This is a genomic window from Lactobacillus sp. 3B(2020) (genome assembly GCF_013487845.1).
Classification (GTDB): Bacteria; Bacillota; Bacilli; order Lactobacillales; family Lactobacillaceae; genus Limosilactobacillus; species Limosilactobacillus alvi.
The window spans coordinates 1,780,434-1,797,171 of sequence record NZ_CP047410.1 but is presented as its reverse complement, the minus strand read 5'-3'; the positions used below and the strand labels follow the sequence as shown (position 1 = coordinate 1,797,171).

The window sequence follows — 16,738 nt, the reverse complement described above, 5'->3', positions numbered from 1 at the left end:
AGGAGAATAAACATGGCAGATTTTCAACCATTATCAGCAAGTCAATTAGCTGATAGTTATGATGCAGTTATCATCGGTTCAGGTGGAACCGGGTTATCAGCTGCAATTCAAGCTACCGAACTTGGTTTAAAGGTAGCCGTCCTCGAAAAGGAAACAGCCCTTGGAGGAAACACTAACCGGGCTTCTTCCGGGATGAATGCCGCTGAAACCAACGTTCAACTTCACCACGGAGTAATTGATAACGTGGCAGATTTCTTTCATGAAACCTACAAAGACGGTGGGAAGTTAAACGACAAGGATATGTTAGGCTACTTCGTTTACCACTCAGCTCCGGCAATTGATTGGTTAGCTGACCACGGCATCAAGTTGGATGACATTACCATTACCGGGGGAATGTCAAAGAAGCGGACGCACCGCCCAGCTTCAATGGCGCCAATTGGTGGGTTCTTAGTTAAGAGCCTTTTACGGGTTATCGCTGAAGAAAAGATTCCGGTCTTTAACGAAACAAAAGTTACCAAGTTAAGCCAAGCCGAAGACGGCCGGGTTAATGGGGTCGAAGTTGAAGCTAATGGGACGAAAAAGCACATTGCTGCTAAGGCAGTTATCTTAGCAACTGGTGGATTCGGTGCTTCTAAGGATTATATGAAACGGTTCCGGCCAGATCTTTTGGATTACAAGACAACTAACCAACCAGGCGCTACTGGAGACGGTTTAAAACTTGGGGAGCAAGTTGGGGCTGAATTAATGCAAATGAACTTAATCCAAGTTCATCCAACTGTGCAACAAGATAATCCGCACGTTTACTTGATTGGGGAAGCTGTTCGCGGTGAAGGGGCCATCTTGATTAATGGAGAAGGCAAGCGGTTTGTTAACGAGCTGAACACCCGGAAGATTGTTTCTAACGCCATTACGGCCTTACCAGAACACAGTGCTTACTTGATTTTGGATCAAGGGATTCGCGATCACGTTAAGGCTATTGAATTCTATGACCAAGTCGGCTTAGTTGTTCATGGTGACACGATCGAAGACCTTGCGAAGAAAATCAAGGTTGACCCAGCTAATTTACAAGCGACGGTTACTACCTGGAATGAAGCGGTTAAGAATCAAAAGGACACAGAATTTAACCGGACGACCGGGATGGACCGGGGGATTGAAAAACCAGGTTTCTTTGCAATTCATATTGCACCTGCTATCCACTACACGATGGGGGGCTTGCACATTAACACCAAGACGCAAGTTCTTGATGGTAATGGGGACGTTATTAAAGGTCTCTTTGCCGCCGGTGAAGTTGCTGGGGGACTCCACGGTAACAACCGGGTTGGGGGTAACTCGATTGCCGAAACGATTATTTTCGGGCGGCAAGCTGGACAACAGGTTACCCTTTACACGCAAAGTTTAAATTAGTTACTTTAAGCTTAAATCTGACTAGGCTTGGACACCCTAGTTTGATTTTAAAACAACAAATTTGAAGAGAGATTCATGATGAAAACATTAGAGAAAGTTAACTATAAGGGCTTTATCTGGCCCGTAATCATTGGTGTACTGTTATGGCTCGCCACGCCAATTAAGCCAGCAGCCGTTCCCGTTGCTGGTTGGCACATGTTGGCCCTTTTTGTGGCCACAATTATTGCTTGTATTACACGACCTTTACCAATCGGTGGGGTATCAATCGTTGCTTTTGCTTTAACGGTTTTGACTAAGACGGTACCATTAGACAAGGCAATTGTCGGTTTTGGGAATGCTGCCATTTGGATGATTGCGATGGCCTTCTTCATTGCCCGGGGGTTCATTAAAACTGGCCTTGGTCGCCGGATAGCTTTGAATTTCGTTAAGGCCTTTGGGAAGCGGACGTTAGGATTGGCCTACTCCTTGATTGGGGTCGACTTAATTCTGGCGCCTGCTACACCAAGTAACACGGCCCGTGCCGGTGGGGTGCTCTACCCAATTATCGAATCTTTATCCCAATCATTTGGTTCTAAACCAGATGATGGGACGGAGCGGAAAATTGGGTCCTTCTTGATCTTTGCTGAATATCATGGGGACATGATCACAGCGGCTATGTTTATGACCGCCATGGCTGGTAATCCATTGGCTCAAACTCTTGCCAAGAGTAATGGGGTTAATATTACCTGGATTGGTTGGTTCTTAGCTGCCTTAGTTCCAGGGATTATTTCATTAATCGTTGTTCCATGGTTGATCTACAAGATGTATCCACCGGAAATTAAGGAAACGCCAAATGCTAAGGAATGGGCCCAGGGTGAACTTGATAAGATGGGGCCGATGTCATTACCAGAAAAGTTAATGGCGGTTATCTTTGTTATCGCCTTAATTCTTTGGATTACAGGGAGCTTTATTGGCATTGATGCAACCTTAGCTGCCTTTATCGCCTTAGCGCTACTCCTACTTTGTGGGGTGCTTTCTTGGCAAGATGTTTTGCATGAAACAGGGGCTTGGAACACTCTGACTTGGTTCTCTGTTTTGGTTATGATGGCCGGTTCTTTGACAACGTTAGGCTTTATTCCTTGGTTGAGTAAGACGGTTGGCGCTTCACTTCATGGAGTTAATTGGTTCCTAGCCTTGGTAATCTTGATCGTGGCTTTCTTCTACTCCCACTATCTTTTTGCCAGCTCGACGGCCCACATTACGGCAATGTACTCGGCCTTCCTTGCCGTTGCCATTTCCGTTCATGTACCAGCGATGTTAGCAGCATTGCTGATGGCCTTCTTTGGCAACTTGATGGCTTCAACCACGCACTACGCTTCTGGTCCAGCCCCAGTCCTCTTTGGGTCTGGTTATGTTCCACAAAATAAGTGGTGGTCACTCAACTTTGTCCTGGGGATCTTCTATTTAGTTGTTTGGATCGGAATTGGTTCGCTTTGGATGAAAGTCTTGGGGATGTGGTAAAAGAAAAAAGGTACCACAATCGTACGATAATAAGTTAAAAGAACCGTAAAACTGGCTTTAGTTAGGTTTTGCGGTTTACGCTTATCTAGTGTACAGATCCCGTAAATGGAGCTAATCTAACCGAGAACTGTTTAAGCGCGCCTGGATTGCGTGCGAGGTAGCCTCGGGACAATATAAACAAAGTCGCTTAACTTCAATTTTAGAGTTAGGTGGCTTTGTTTTTTAATTTCACAAATAACTAATTGAATTAAAAATAAATAAGTTAAATGTGAAGATGAGGAGCAATTAATTTACTGGTAACTGGGCCATTTTAATTTGGAAAATGGTTGAAAAATTAAGCTCTACTGATTTAAAAATTGTTTACTTTTAGTATAAAAATGAGTATTTGTACACTAACCAAATGGTTTTATTTACTTGATTTGTAAAACGTTTTATCGTATAGTGTTCTCAGCCTCAGATGTACAGTTAAATGAAACCAAGCATACTCCGACAGCTCTGAGGTTAGGGCGAAGTAACTGTTAGGCAGTACTTTTAGATCCAGTGTAGTGCTAAGGGTACTACAAGGGCCATTGTACAATCGGCTAGGCATGATGAAGGCAATTAAAAGTTTTGAAAGAGTAACTATGTCTACTTTCTGAATCTAGGCTAAACGGATCGTGTTCAGTATATTAATCGTGATCAAACAAAACCAGAAATTAAATTTACTTAGCCGTTAGTTAGAGGAATCGTTCCCTCCTCTCAAGGTGGCTCAAGAAGGTGAGGGTGGGAATTAACTATTAATTTTTGCCCCTCTAACATTAAAATCCGGACTATAATTTTTGCCTTGATCAAAAATTGTAGTCCGGATTTTCGATTGTTTATGAAATTGGCCCTCCATCGGTTAATTAATTGTCCCAATTTCGTTATGTTTAATGTCATCAGGGCTAGGCCAATGTCATTTTCCACAGCCCGTTGACCACGCAAATGAGTTCGGCGTATGCCAAAATCCCTCTTCATGTGACCAAAGACTGGCTCAACGTCGAACTTCCGTCGACGATAAATCGCCTTACCTTCGTCACTTGAGAGGGTCGCTTTCACTTTTGCTTTGTAATAATTCCAGGTCGGGTTAACCTTCATATAACGTTGCCGACCACCTGGTGTTTTCGCTAATTTATCCAATTGCGCTGACGGCTGGTGCTTATCTGCCCGATAGATTTTAAAATCACGTTTGAAACCATATTTATCGATTTGCTCACTATACCGATAAAAGCTAAAACGAACCCCTAAATGATCAATATAGTAATCATCTTCGGCGTTATACTGCCAATTTTGTGAGTTAGTTGGGTCGTTTTTAAACTTGCGCTTCTGTTCCTTTTGATAAGTTGTATAGGGAATAATAGGTTGCTTTTCAAACTGATCAAGAATCGTTGTGTAATTGTATTCACTACCATAACCTGCATCAGCGACGATATGTTTAAAGAAGCCTAAGGCATGAAATTGCTTAAGAAATGGTACTAAAGTCCTTGTATCAGTTGGGTTTGAAAATAATCCGTAATCAAGAACAAATTGCTTATGAGTGGCAATTTGTAAGTTATAGCCAGGTTTCAATTCCCGATTCATCATCGGATCTTCTTTCATACACATAAAAGTCGCATCATGATCAGTCTTGGAGTAGCTATTGCGACCTTGGAAGATATCTTCGGCATGTTCATACTTTTGGGCACGAGGAATTAAGTCGTTGCTTAGCTGGTGACGAAGTTTTTTTAGGAAACGACGACGCCGTTTCCTAACTGAACCACCTTTGATGATTTTGGGTTCTTGCTCAATCTCTTCATCTAATTTAGTGATTTGCTCTCCGAGTTCTTGTTCCATTGTTTTCATGCCTTCGGCAGAAGTGACCAGCTCTGGCGCCATTTCTTGCACCACTCGTTTTTCCACTAATTCCTCATAAATCTTACTTGTCTTTTCCCTTAACTTAGCGTGGTACTTTTCCACTGCACGACGCCAAGTAAATGAATATTTATTGGCATCAGCTTCGACCTTGGTTCCATCAATAAAAACTGCATCATTTTGAATTAGGCCGTGATCTGTTAAAGCCATGGTAAAGTAGACAAAAGCACGCTTGATCAGATTACTAGCGTGCTGACTGCTCCGAAAGTTATTGATGGTGTGGTAACTATAAGTATAGTCATGGGCTAACCAACGCATTGGTAGACTCTCATCCAACATCATTTCAATCTTTCTTCCAGAATAAGTTTGACGCGAGTAGGCAAACAAGAGGATCTTAAGCATAATTGCTGGATGCGATACAGGGCGGCCAGTAGCCGCCACCGACTCTTCCAATAGAACCTCCTGTGGAATTGAGTCGACAAATGCACTAATTAGTCGCGCAACATGATTCTGTGGTAAATCATAGTTATAGTTTAGTACGAATTCGGTTTGCCCTATGGTATAATTTTGATACATGGAAATCGCTCCTTTTTGTTTGTTTTTGTGGTAATTACATCATATCAGGAACGATTTCCTGTGTACATAAAAACCGGATGATGAATTGTTCAAGAAATTCATCATCCGGTTTTTACTTTGGACTAGGAGTTTTTTCCCAGCCTCACCTTCTTTGCCATCTCCGAATGTTACTCAGCAACTAAGGTCAAAGCAGTAGCTGAATGGCAGTTGCTTCCCTGGCGGTCGCACCAGCCGATTCAGCCTTGCATGGGCTCACAAACGCCAAACCAGTTGGCTGGTTCGCTCCAAATCACGGCCTTAGTGGATAAGTGCGAACGAAAGGTCGATTCTATGAATCAACCTTCGTCCTTCTTATCCCAACCAGGCCGTCAAGGAGCTTTTTTCCCAACCTCTTTTTGCTAAATTATGGTGAAATTAATCCGTAGAATTTTGGGCCTCACGTTGGATTGGTTGCCTGGATGGGCGAAAATTGGATAAAGAAAAGCGATCGCAGACAGCACTACACTGTAAACGATTGCTTTTAATTTGCGGTTAGAGGAGAATTACTATTTTTTCAAGTTATTATTTTTAATGTTGAGAGCTTTTTCGACCCGACGCTGATCTAGTTTTTTAACCAGATAAAGGACTGGTAGGCCGACAATGACCACCCCAATAAAGAGGATAACGCCTGCAGGGTCATTAATGACTTCACTGATGAGGACAAAGATCCCACCGGCAATGGCGATGATCGGAATCCAGGGATAAAGTGGAGTTGAGAATGGCCGTTGATTACCATTTCGTTTTCTTAAAATAAAGATTCCGAAGAAGGCTAAAGTATAGAAACAATAAACGGTAAAGACACAGAGGTCCGATAACCGATCAGGGTTAAAAAACAGCATTAAAATGGTTGCTAAAACGATGATGAATAAGGTAGCGACAACTGGCGCTTTGGCTTTAGGAGTTAAGTAGGCAAGATAACGGGAGAATGGTAGGTCCCGGCGCTTAGCCATGGCGTAAACGATCCGGGGGAAGGTCAGCATTTTTCCGTTAATTGTTCCCATCATCGAAATAATAATCCCGGCTGAAAGAAGCTTTCCACCAATTTGCCCGAAAGCCGCGGTAGCCAGGTAAGCCGTTGTGTTTTCACCAAGAGTGTGAATTTGGCTAGCTGGTAAGAAACGTAAAACAGCAACCGTAATTAAGGTATAGATTACTAAAACGGCTGTAATTCCAACGATAATTGCTTGGGGGAGAACCTTTTGGGGATGCTTAATTTCACCACCTAAATTGGCAATTAAAATCCAACCGTCGTAACCAAAAAGGGTGGCTAACACGGCAACCCCAAAGTTACCACTAGCAGTGTGGATTTCTCCGACAGTTTGACCAAGGGCATTGTTGTGGCCCCAAAAAAGGCCAAAAATGATAATTGCTGCAATGGGAACTAACTTTCCGATTGTAGTTACCACGGCAAAGGCCGCCCCAACCTTATTCTCAAACATATTCATAAAGCCGATCGCAAGAATTGTAACAACTGCCAAAGGAACCCGCCATTCATTACCGAGACCAAAGAAGTTTGTCATCAGAATACTCATAAAACCAGCAACCGAAGCGATAATAGCTGGTCCATAAACAATTACTTGCATCCAGCCAGCTAAAAAGCCCCAGACTCGACCATAAAGTTCTTCGATATATACGTAAAGGCCACCGGTGTAAGGCATCTGAGCACCAATTTCAGCAATTGTTAATCCAGCGGTAAGGGTTAAAATCCCCCCCACAATCCAAGCTAAAATCGCCATGGTTGAATTCCCGGCACTGTCGAGAACTGATCCTTGTTTAAAGAAGATCCCCGAACCAATGATTGTCCCAACAACGATGGAAAGGGCTGATCCTAATCCTAATGCTCGTTTCATTTCTTCTCTGGGTGGTTGCTTTTCCATTTTTATTCCTCCTACTTTGCAAATAAAAACCGGGTCCACCTACCACCAAACTTGGTGGTCAAGTGAACCCGGTTATTTGACACTTATTATTGAATGCCAAATCACTCAACCAGCCAAGCGCTAGTTGAGGAGGAAGAGACACTTAAAATGTTGAATAATGGTCTAATCATTTTAATATCCTCCTTGGCATTTTAATGACTTCATAGTAACCGATTGGAAAATTAATTGCAAGCATTTATCATAATTTTCTAATGTTTCGGAAATTTGAAAATTTAGGGGATTGAGCCTTTACAATTTTAAATATGTTAGGTATACTATTGAAGTTGATTTAAATATGACTCTGCCTAAGACTCAGGTGGCGTGACGCCTTAATATCCTGCCGAGGAAGAACTAAATTCCTTCTCTATGTCTGCGGTCATAGGGATTTTTTTATAAATCCAATCACAAATTTTCAGCTAGGAGGTGAAACTGATGAGTGAAGCAAGTATTGCAAAGAAGGCAGAAGCTGTAAAGAACGTCAACGAAATGTTGATGGCAGCTGAATCTGCTATTGTTGTGGACTACCGTGGTTTGACGGTGGCAGAAGTTACTGACTTACGGAAGCAACTTCGGGATGCTGACGTTAAGATGGTAGTTATTAAGAACAAGATCTTGCAACGGGCTGTTGAAGGTACGGACTACGAAGCATTAAATGATGTTTTTGTTGGCCCTACTGCTGTTGCCTTCTCAAACGAAGATCCAATTGCCCCAGCTAAGGTTTTAAAGAAGTTTGCTGACGACCACGATGCCTTGGAAATTAAGGGTGGTTTCGTTGAAAAGGCTGTTAAGACGCTTGACGAAATTAACGTTTACGCAACGATGCCAGGCCGGGAAGAACTTCTTTCCATGTTGGCTTCTGCATTGCAAGACCCAATGCGCAAGATCGCACGGGCCGTCAAGGCAATCGCCGACAAGGAAGACGAAGCTGCTTAAGCTACGTCGCTTAATTGTTAAATATCAAGCACTATTAAGTGCATAAAAAAGACCATTATATATTGGAGGATTTAATCATGGCTTTTGATAAGGATGCTATCATCGCTTCTCTTAAGGAAGCATCAATTTCTGACCTTAACGACCTTGTTAAGGCAATCGAAGACGAATTCGACGTTTCTGCTGCTGCTCCAGTTGCAGTTGCCGGTGCTGCCGGTGACGGTGCAGCTGCTAAGGACAGCTTTACTGTAGAACTTACTTCTGCAGGTTCTGCTAAGGTTAAGGTTATCAAGGCAGTTAAGGACATCACTGGTCTTGGCTTGAAGGACGCTAAGGACCTTGTTGATGGTGCTCCATCTGCTATCAAGGAAGACGTTAAGGAAGACGAAGCTAACGACATCAAGGAAAAGCTTGAAGCCGCTGGTGCTACTGTTACCCTTAAGTAGTCCATACCCAATTTGGGAAAACGGTGATTACGCATTGCGTAGTCACCGTTTTTTTTGGAGAAAATCAAAATGCAAGTTACCGAAAAAGGGTCTACAATATTTGGTACTGATAGGAGTAAAATCCTAGCAGTACCAATTTTTTTGATTTAGGGGATTTTATGTATAAAAAAAGAAGACGGCTGTCCCCCGTCTCTCAAAAAAGAAAGGACCGTCTCCATGAATGAGTATATCAAAAATCTAACGGGATTAACAGACAACTTGATTAAATTTAGCCCCAAATTCAAGGATAGTGAGCGGATAAAGGTGATTCAAGCTGTCCCCAGCTCACAATCAGTTCACCATCAATTTGAACGAATGACGCACAATGAAGTTTATTTACGACAATCATATCCTTCAGCTTGTCCACATTGTGGGCGTTTAATGCGAAAGAATGGTTTTAAAACTGTTTATTTGAAAGGACTCGACATTGCGGGGTTGCCCACAATTCTAGTAGTTGAAAAGCAGAAATACATTTGTCCGCGACAGGAAGGGGGTCCCGAATTAACTACTGACCTTGCACGGATTCACGGAATTGATAAGAATCATCAGATTCTTGATAAAGTGAAACAACAGGCGCTTCTGGCCCTAACAGAAAAACGCTCCGTTAAAGATATTTCTGCCAACCTGCACATTTCCGAAGGAACAGTAAATCGGCTTTTCCCGCAACTAGCTCCTCAGTTTAAGGCGAATTATAAATTTTTACCACCAGTAATTGCTTTTGATGACTTTAGTTCCGGTAAATTCGCCGCAACTCAAATGAGTATGGCACTGATGAACCCGCAAACACATGAATTACTGGATATTATTGAGTCAAGAAATAGCTACGCGCTTAGGAAGTATTTCTATCGGTATGACTTTCATGCCCGAGCTAAAGTCAAGCTTGTCATTGTCGACTTGTATCAGCCATATCGGACGATTGTCCGTGATCTATTTCCAAATGCCCTTATTGTCGCCGACCGATTTCATATCATTGCCCAAGCATACCGGGCAGTAAATCAAATCCGGATTCAAACGATGAAGGCAGTTAAGGAGTCTAACCCTGCTTTATCAAGAGCGCTTAAGCGTTATTGGCGCTATGTGCTAAAAGATCGGACAGATCTTGATTGGTAAAGTTTTCGGCGCTACCGCGTCTTTGGCGGTGCGCAGTTAACCGAAGTAGAATTAACTGATCGTTTAACAAATGCCAGTGAGGAACTCCTAGGAGCTTACAACTATTACCAAGCCTTACTTCACGCCATGTACAATCGTAATATTAAGAGCTTAGAAGCACTATTAACGATAAAGTTGACTGCCTTACCACAACCTTTGCGCAAGACCCAAAGAACCTTACGTAACCATCAGAACGAAATTAAGCGTAGCTTTGAAACTTTCTATAGTAATGGGCCTCTCGAAGGAACTAATAACCTCATCAAAGTAATTAAACGTATCGCCTTTGGCTATCGAAGTTTCTACAACTTCCGTTTAAGAATTCTCTTAGTCGCCAAGAACCCACATTTTAAGATTAAATTGAGGGACAAAAAAGGCCACCCACGTTGAGCAGCCTAAACTAGACCAATTTAGCCTTAAAAATTCTATCAGTACCAGTTGACGAAGAGCCCCGAAAAATGGCTTCCTTTTGGATCATTTACAACGTATGTCCGCATTGTGGGATTAGATGAAGGAAGAACGCCCTTAATACTACTTCATGGTGGACCAGGTTCCACACATAACTATTTCGAACTCTTGGATGAGCTTGCAACTAAGAGCCATCGGCAATTGATTATGTACGATCAAATTGGCTGTGGAAATTCTTCGATCCCGGATGATCATCCAGAATATTATAATGCGCAAACTTGGGTAAACGAATTAATCAATCTACGAACAAAGCTACATTTAAATCATTTCCACTTATTAGGACAATCTTGGGGTGGGATGTTAGCAATTATGTATCTTTGTGATTTCCAACCCGAAGGAATTGAAAGCCTAATTCTTTCAAGCACCCTTGCTTCAGCGCAAACCTGGGGTAAGCAGGTTCATCAACTTATCAAAACCTTATCAAAATCTCAACAAGCAGCCATTCAAAAAGCGGAAGCCCAAAACATTTATACAGGTCGTGATTATCAGGAGGCAAATCAAGCGTTGATGACCAAATATGCAATGGAGCCAGTTAACGCTTCGATGCCTGACCCACTAAAGCGACCAAAGCATGGCGGCCTCCTGGCTTACCAAACTGCATGGGGCCCAAACGAGTTTACCCCGTTAGGTAATCTAAGAAATTATGATTATGTTGATCAGCTTAAGACAGTTCAAGTACCAACTTTAATTATTAATGGGGACCACGATCTGTGTACTCCTGAAGTTGCCAAAGAAATGGTACAGGCAATTTCTGGGGCGAAGTGGATTCAAGTTAAAAATGCACGTCACATGGTATTTTATGATCAACCGGCTGAGTACCAGCAACTATTGCTGGATTGGTTGGCGGATAAAACATAATAAAAGTCGTGGTCGGAAAAAATTCCTAACCACGACTTTTTAGTTTTCCGCACTCAATTCCCAATTACCATAGAAGAGGGCTTTTTTAAGGTCTTCAGCCGACATTGGTTGGTCGTCGTCAAAGCCATCAAATTGATGAATAGATTCAAGGGCAGCAGTTTGGTAATGCTTGGCCCGCCGGAGCGCGTAATTTTCAAGTGAACCATCCTGAGCGTAATTAAGCAACTTTGCGCTTGGGGTGGTTAAGGGGTTTTCGACCCGGTCAGTTAGATCGGATAAAATTTCTTGATATTCGGGTCCAAGTTGGAGTTGATTAGCAAACCGATCTAAACTCCGTAAAAAGGCAAGTGCTTTACTTTGATAATGGCAAATCGTGTTCGGTTCTTCAGTTGAAACCACTTCGTTCATTTGATTAGCAGTTTCTAAAGCCCGGTCAACTTCATTTACCCGTAAACCTGGATTCATGATGAAGTAGGAAGCAAGCAAGCGGATAAACCGGAGAGTATCAGTCCGAATACCAACTGAACTACTTGGATCGAGGTCGAGCATTCGCAATTCTAAATATTGCACCCCGGTTTTAGGTAATTCCTTAAGGTTTTTATTGCCTTTAAATCGTACTGCCCCGTGGAATTCGTAATCAGAAATTAAAATGCCTTGTTTAACTCCTTTTTCAATTGCATCCACATAATCCTGGACATTAGTAAAGCGACCGCTAAATTTAGTCCCAAACCCATGGGAGCTTTGACGAATACTCCGTAAGGCATGTTTCGGTTCTTGACCAGGTTCAAAATAGTTTTTTTCAGCAAGGGGACTCGCTCCAAAGAGATATGTAATTAACCAACGGTAACGTAAGAAACCTTGAGCAACGACGGCGTATAAATAATTTTGAACTGCTACCCGATCTTTAAAGTCGGTTGGGAAATGTTCCAAAACAAGGTCGATCACTTCAGGGTTAATACTGAGATTGATATGTGCGCCACAGGGGGTTCCTTCCGAATATCCATGGCGTTTGGTCCATTCTTTTAAATAAGCTTCTTTAGCGGGCCCCATTTTAGCAAATTGTAAGGTACTCTTATCTTTTGGAAGTTTTGGGGGCATAGAAAGGGGCCAAAGTAATTCACCAGGTGCTAGCGCCGAGCGTAAAGCATTATTGATTCCATATAGATAATGCATTGCGTCTAAGGAGTGATGTGCAGGTGGGGTCACAACCTCAGACATGGTTTCCAGGTAGTCATTAGTGATCCAAGGATTGGTCTTTTCATCACCAATTGAAGCTGGATAAGGTTCGGAACTTAGATTGCCGGTTTCATCAACCCGTTGCATTTCAATTTCTAACCCCATCGTAAAATTAGAGGTTTTGGCAACTACTCCATGGTTGAAGATTAATTGCCCAATTCGACTGAACATAGTCTTCACTCCTTTATGAGAAATATTTAATTTTCGTCTAATTCTAGTACTAACAACGCGGATGTTCAAGTAAAAATTAGAATAGGGATTAATACTAATTTTGGCCTTGGGCACGTTGAATCAGATCAGTAAAAAGGTGTTGGGATTCTGGATAATGTTTAAACATATTTTCTGGATGCCATTGAACAGCTAAGATTTGATCATTTGTGGTTGACTCTAAGGCCTCAACAACGTCGTCATCAGCCCTTGCAACCGCTCGAAGGCTTGGAGCAACCTCTTTAATAATTTGGTGATGACGGGAATTAACATAGGGACGATCACCCATTAGGTTGTGGAGTCGTGTTCCACGTGAAACGGTTATATGGTGAGACGGAAAATTTCCAGGTGCATCTTGGGAGTGCTTAAGCACCGTAGCAGGATTTTCTGAAAGATCTTGGTAAAGCGTCCCTCCAAGAGCAACGTTAATAACTTGAAGCCCCCGGCAGATTCCAAAGACTGCCTTACCCGCTTTGAGAGTTTCTTTTAGTAATTCAATTTCAAATAGGTCTCGTTTGCGATATGTAACCCCTAATTTTTGATGCGGTTCTTCATCATAGAAGGTTGGATCAACGTCTGCTCCGCCAGCGAAAATTACCCCATCGAAAAGGTCGAGGTAATCAGGGACAAATTTTGGATTAACGCTTGGTAAAATAACGGGGACTCCACCAGACTTGACAACGGCTTCAATGATTGGCTTTGGGGCAAAAGGGGCCATCCGTTCATTGATGATATTCGTGGCTTCAGTTAAAGTATCAGCAGGGACGGCAATTTTAGGGTGCATAGCTTTTCCTCCTTAAGTAAATTAAATGTTTTAATGAATCTATCATATAATTCTAATTTAAGCAATAAAAAAACGCAATCAGAAGGCAATTTTCTGATCGCGTTTTTCTAGATGGAGTTTAAGCTAAGGTTCCCATTGGATCCCATGGTGCTAAGACTTGCGGCTCTTGGGCTTGAGCGGCCTTGAGTTCATCCGACAGATACTTCTTATTAATCACAATTTGGTAACAGTATTCATCCATCCACTCGTCGCTCATTACGAAGTAACCCTTCGTTCCGACTTTATTACCCCATGAGTTTTCAACCTTCCACTTAGTTGGTTGGTCGTTAACGAGGTCAACCCCTGTTAAAACCATGGCGTGGTTCATCATTGATTCTCCGTAGTCAAGGGCATCTGCTTTGCTCATCTTTAATTCAGTATTAAAGAGGGCTTCGTAGTTGTAAGTGTTGAGAGCCATTAAACCTAGCTTGGTTTCTGAATATTTTGAAACATTTGAACCAAACCAAACACTTTCGCCGCCCTTAAGTTGCTTGATTGCTAAGGCCTTAAATTCGTCCATTGGGAGGTTAAGGTGCTTGATTGGCCGTCCCCCAACAACGTTGCCGAGCATTTCAATCGTGTAAGTTTGGTGATACTTTTTATCAGCTGTTGGGGCTTGGATGATTGAAATGTAGTCATCAAGGTTCCAACCGACATACTTCTTAAAGAAAGTTTGTGGGGTAAGGTTTGCTTCTCGGTGGAATTCATGGTCCTTCTTGGTCCGGTATTCAAAGTCAAAGCTTTGAACTGGTTCGCCAAAACTCATTGCTAGCATCCGATAAACCCGGTTAAGCATTTCCTTGCGAGTTTGGTTAATTCGTTCGTCTTCAACCCCATAATCGTTAACTAACTTACGAAGAATAACAGCATCGTGCCGTAATTGATTATTTAAGACTTCGTTAATTTCCCGTGACTTGGAAGAATTGTAAGTTTCGGGCATTGCGGATTGAGGAACGACCCCGTACTTCTCAATCAAAGCACAAAGCATATCCCATTGGCCCCCGTCTTGTTGTGGAGTTGTCATTAACCAAGCAACTTTCCGGTCATCGTGGGGGAGTTCAGCAGTATTGATTACGTTTTTGTAGAAGTAATTGGCCTTTTCAAACTTATCCCAGAAAAATTGGTAAGATTGGGAAAGTTCAAAGTTCTCTGGCAAATTGAACTTGGCTTGCATTTCATGCCGCATCGTATTTAAAGCCGCAAACATCCAGCAACGACCAGATTGCTTTTGATCACTTACTTCACCAGTAGAAAGGTCAATGGAGAAGTGGGGGTCATTATCAGCTTGAGCATGCCAGTCAAAACTAGCATTTCGAATTCCGTTTTTGGTAACTGCCCGTTCAAGCACTTGGTTTAATGGTTGCTTTTCATAATCTGCTTGAAAAGCTTGAACATCATCATTTGTGATTTTAAAAGTCATTCAAAAGCCTCCCTATTAATTAATACGATTATTATAAGCGGTGAAACTTAATATGGAAAGTTTGTGAGCCGATCCTTTTCGGTGATTGTGCGGATAACCCGCCCTGGGTTACCAACCACTAGAGAATTTTCAGGAACAGATTTGGTAACGATTGTTCCAGCGCCAATCACGCTTCCGGCACCAATGGTTACTCCTGGAAGGACCGTCACGTTACCTGCTAACCAGCAATTATCACCAATTGTGATTGCTGCGCCGTATTCGTAGTCACCTAAGCGGCCATTAGGCTGTTGGCGAAGGATGCGTTGTTCGGCGACAAGGGGATGAAGAGCGGTTAAAAGACTAACGTTTGGGCCAATCATTACGTTATTGCCAATTGTGACGGGACAAGTATCTAAAACGGTAAAGTTGAAGTTAGCGTAGAAGTTATCACCAATGGTAGTAAACCGACCATAATCAAATTGAATCGGACCTTGAAGGTAAATGTTCTTCCCATGATTTGGGATTAATTGATCTAAAATCGCTTGCCGTTGTTTAGTTTCAGTATCGTAGGTTTTGTTATAATCCTGGCTTAAGCGGTGACCCTCACGAGAGTAGCGGTAAAGTTCTTCCGTATCTGGGGTATAGGGCTTGCCTTCAAGCATTTGGCGAGTGTTTGCTTCCATTATGTTTTCCTCCTCAAAATTCTCTTTTATTATCATAAAGGAAACGTTTCCATAAGAAAAGAAATTTGATAAATAAAATACCCCCAGAGTTGATTTCCAACTCTGGGGGTACACGTCAGACTTTCTTCCCAACCGCTAAATTACTTTACTTGTAAAACTTCAGGACCATTTTGGCGACCCACGATTACCGTGTCAACCCGGTTTAAGAACAATCCATGTTCAACTACGCCAACCGTGTGAATTAAATCTTCAGCTAGTGCTTTTGGATCTACAATTTCGCCAACTTTGAGGTCAATAATCAAATTGTGTTCATCAGTTCGGTACTTTTCACCATCCGTCATTCGCCATTTAGGATGATAACCTTGCTTTTCAAAGTAATTAAAGACATGTTGAGCTCCGAACGGGATTACTTCAACCGGAACCCCGAAGTTACCAATCCGGGGCACCATCTTTGATTCATCAACGATCCACATCCGCTTAGTGGAAGCATTATTGACGATCTTTTCCCAAAGAAGGGCACCACCGCCGCCTTTGATTCCGTTGAAGTCAGTATCAATTTCATCGGCTCCATCAATGCAAAGGTCGATGTGATCAACATCATCAAGGTCCTTAATCGTAATTCCGAGGCCTTCAGCTTGAGCGGTTGTCCGGTTAGAAGTAGTTACCCCAACAATCTTTAAACCTTCTTCTTGAACTCGTTTACCTAAAGCATCAACCATATAACGAACCGTTGAGCCAGTTCCGAGACCTACAATCATCCCATCTTGGATGTACTTAACAGCTTCTTGACCCACAAGGGCCTTTAATTCATTTTGATCCATTCTGATTTTCCTTCCTTAGAAACGATCTTCTGGTAGTAAAAGATGCTGATATTCCGGATGTTTTTTAAAACTCATTTTGGCGTATGGGCACATTAATTTAACGGTTAATCCGACTTGATCAGCATATTCAACGAAGGCTACCATCAATTTACCAGCAATCCCTTGCCCCCGATAATCAGGGTTTACAAAGACTCGTTCCAAGACAACTCGGTTGGCATCCTCATCAACCATTGGGTAATCAATTTGCCCAATTAAGGTGCCATCCGTTTCGGTGGCAATTAATTTCTCTTTTTCTGTCGTAATTTGCATGGCTCAACCCCCTAATGGAAAAACGTTTTACTACTCGTTAATATTTTCTAAGGTTCATGCTCAATTGTC

13 protein-coding genes, 1 pseudogene and 1 other annotated feature are annotated in these 16,738 nt (G+C 42.3%); of the genes and pseudogenes, 6 read left to right on the top strand and 8 right to left on the bottom strand.

Annotated elements, in window-relative coordinates; translation table 11 throughout:
* The first annotated feature begins 12 nt into the window (after positions 1 to 12).
* Together GTO83_RS09010 and GTO83_RS09005 are read left to right on the top strand one after the other, a co-directional pair.
* Complete coding sequence (locus GTO83_RS09010; protein ID WP_180870564.1) at positions 13 to 1,404, top strand: flavocytochrome c; 1,392 nt, start codon at positions 13 to 15, stop codon at positions 1,402 to 1,404.
* A 78-nt stretch (positions 1,405 to 1,482) separates the two neighbouring features.
* The gene (locus GTO83_RS09005) at positions 1,483 to 2,904 is read left to right on the top strand and encodes an anion permease (protein ID WP_180872173.1); all 1,422 of its coding nucleotides are present in this window, start codon (positions 1,483 to 1,485) and stop codon (positions 2,902 to 2,904) included.
* Between the two features lie 738 nt (positions 2,905 to 3,642).
* Here the strand turns inward: GTO83_RS09005 and GTO83_RS09000 are convergent.
* The gene (locus tag GTO83_RS09000; RefSeq protein ID WP_180870562.1) at positions 3,643 to 5,349 is read right to left on the bottom strand and encodes an IS1182 family transposase; all 1,707 of its coding nucleotides are present in this window, start codon (positions 5,347 to 5,349) and stop codon (positions 3,643 to 3,645) included.
* Between the two features lie 545 nt (positions 5,350 to 5,894).
* Entirely contained in the window at positions 5,895 to 7,265 is a 1,371-nt protein-coding gene (locus GTO83_RS08995) for an APC family permease (protein WP_180870560.1), read from the bottom strand.
* Between the two features lie 325 nt (positions 7,266 to 7,590).
* Positions 7,591 to 7,704, top strand: a sequence feature (ribosomal protein L10 leader region).
* Positions 7,705 to 7,736: 32 nt separating this feature from the next.
* Between GTO83_RS08995 and rplJ the strand changes: the two genes are divergently transcribed.
* The 4 genes and pseudogenes from rplJ (at position 7,737) to pepI (ending at position 11,191) form a co-directional block, all read left to right on the top strand.
* The gene (gene rplJ, locus GTO83_RS08990; RefSeq protein WP_180870559.1) at positions 7,737 to 8,237 is read left to right on the top strand and encodes a 50S ribosomal protein L10; all 501 of its coding nucleotides are present in this window, start codon (positions 7,737 to 7,739) and stop codon (positions 8,235 to 8,237) included.
* 77 nt (positions 8,238 to 8,314) lie between these two features.
* Positions 8,315 to 8,680, top strand: coding sequence for a 50S ribosomal protein L7/L12 (rplL, locus tag GTO83_RS08985; RefSeq protein ID WP_180870557.1), 366 nt, complete (start codon positions 8,315 to 8,317; stop codon positions 8,678 to 8,680).
* A gap of 216 nt (positions 8,681 to 8,896) precedes the next feature.
* Positions 8,897 to 10,255 (top strand): annotated as a pseudogene (locus GTO83_RS11015) (ISL3 family transposase).
* A gap of 48 nt (positions 10,256 to 10,303) precedes the next feature.
* Positions 10,304 to 11,191 carry a proline iminopeptidase gene (gene pepI, locus GTO83_RS08970; RefSeq protein WP_180870554.1) on the top strand — a complete coding sequence of 296 codons (888 nt, stop codon included), beginning with the start codon at positions 10,304 to 10,306 and terminating at the stop codon, positions 11,189 to 11,191.
* A gap of 39 nt (positions 11,192 to 11,230) precedes the next feature.
* Here the strand turns inward: pepI and GTO83_RS08965 are convergent, their stop codons facing one another.
* From GTO83_RS08965 to GTO83_RS08940, 6 genes are all read right to left on the bottom strand, one after another.
* Complete coding sequence (locus GTO83_RS08965; protein WP_180870553.1) at positions 11,231 to 12,598, bottom strand: glutamate--cysteine ligase; 1,368 nt, start codon at positions 12,596 to 12,598, stop codon at positions 11,231 to 11,233.
* A gap of 94 nt (positions 12,599 to 12,692) precedes the next feature.
* Entirely contained in the window at positions 12,693 to 13,418 is a 726-nt protein-coding gene (locus tag GTO83_RS08960) for a gamma-glutamyl-gamma-aminobutyrate hydrolase family protein (protein ID WP_180870551.1), read from the bottom strand.
* A gap of 118 nt (positions 13,419 to 13,536) precedes the next feature.
* Entirely contained in the window at positions 13,537 to 14,877 is a 1,341-nt protein-coding gene (locus tag GTO83_RS08955) for an aminopeptidase C (protein ID WP_180870550.1), read from the bottom strand.
* Between the two features lie 47 nt (positions 14,878 to 14,924).
* The gene (locus tag GTO83_RS08950) at positions 14,925 to 15,539 is read right to left on the bottom strand and encodes a sugar O-acetyltransferase (RefSeq protein ID WP_180870548.1); all 615 of its coding nucleotides are present in this window, start codon (positions 15,537 to 15,539) and stop codon (positions 14,925 to 14,927) included.
* Positions 15,540 to 15,679: 140 nt separating this feature from the next.
* Positions 15,680 to 16,360, bottom strand: coding sequence for a ribose-5-phosphate isomerase RpiA (rpiA, locus tag GTO83_RS08945; protein ID WP_180870546.1), 681 nt, complete (start codon positions 16,358 to 16,360; stop codon positions 15,680 to 15,682).
* Between the two features lie 15 nt (positions 16,361 to 16,375).
* Positions 16,376 to 16,669 (bottom strand): GNAT family N-acetyltransferase, encoded by a 294-nt coding sequence (locus tag GTO83_RS08940; RefSeq protein ID WP_180870544.1) that lies wholly within the window; start codon positions 16,667 to 16,669, stop codon positions 16,376 to 16,378.
* Positions 16,670 to 16,738: the final 69 nt, after the last annotated feature.

Coding starts and splice junctions, on each gene's coding strand:
- GTO83_RS08965 (WP_180870553.1), bottom strand. CDS start 12,598: ATGTTCAGTCGAATTGGGCAATTAATCTTCAACCATGGAGTAGTTGCC.
- rplL (WP_180870557.1), top strand. CDS start 8,315: ATGGCTTTTGATAAGGATGCTATCATCGCTTCTCTTAAGGAAGCATCA.
- GTO83_RS08995 (WP_180870560.1), bottom strand. CDS start 7,265: ATGGAAAAGCAACCACCCAGAGAAGAAATGAAACGAGCATTAGGATTA.
- GTO83_RS08955 (WP_180870550.1), bottom strand. CDS start 14,877: ATGACTTTTAAAATCACAAATGATGATGTTCAAGCTTTTCAAGCAGAT.
- GTO83_RS08940 (WP_180870544.1), bottom strand. CDS start 16,669: ATGCAAATTACGACAGAAAAAGAGAAATTAATTGCCACCGAAACGGAT.
- GTO83_RS08950 (WP_180870548.1), bottom strand. CDS start 15,539: ATGGAAGCAAACACTCGCCAAATGCTTGAAGGCAAGCCCTATACCCCA.
- GTO83_RS09010 (WP_180870564.1), top strand. CDS start 13: ATGGCAGATTTTCAACCATTATCAGCAAGTCAATTAGCTGATAGTTAT.
- rpiA (WP_180870546.1), bottom strand. CDS start 16,360: ATGGATCAAAATGAATTAAAGGCCCTTGTGGGTCAAGAAGCTGTTAAG.
- GTO83_RS09000 (WP_180870562.1), bottom strand. CDS start 5,349: ATGTATCAAAATTATACCATAGGGCAAACCGAATTCGTACTAAACTAT.
- GTO83_RS08960 (WP_180870551.1), bottom strand. CDS start 13,418: ATGCACCCTAAAATTGCCGTCCCTGCTGATACTTTAACTGAAGCCACG.
- rplJ (WP_180870559.1), top strand. CDS start 7,737: ATGAGTGAAGCAAGTATTGCAAAGAAGGCAGAAGCTGTAAAGAACGTC.
- GTO83_RS09005 (WP_180872173.1), top strand. CDS start 1,483: ATGAAAACATTAGAGAAAGTTAACTATAAGGGCTTTATCTGGCCCGTA.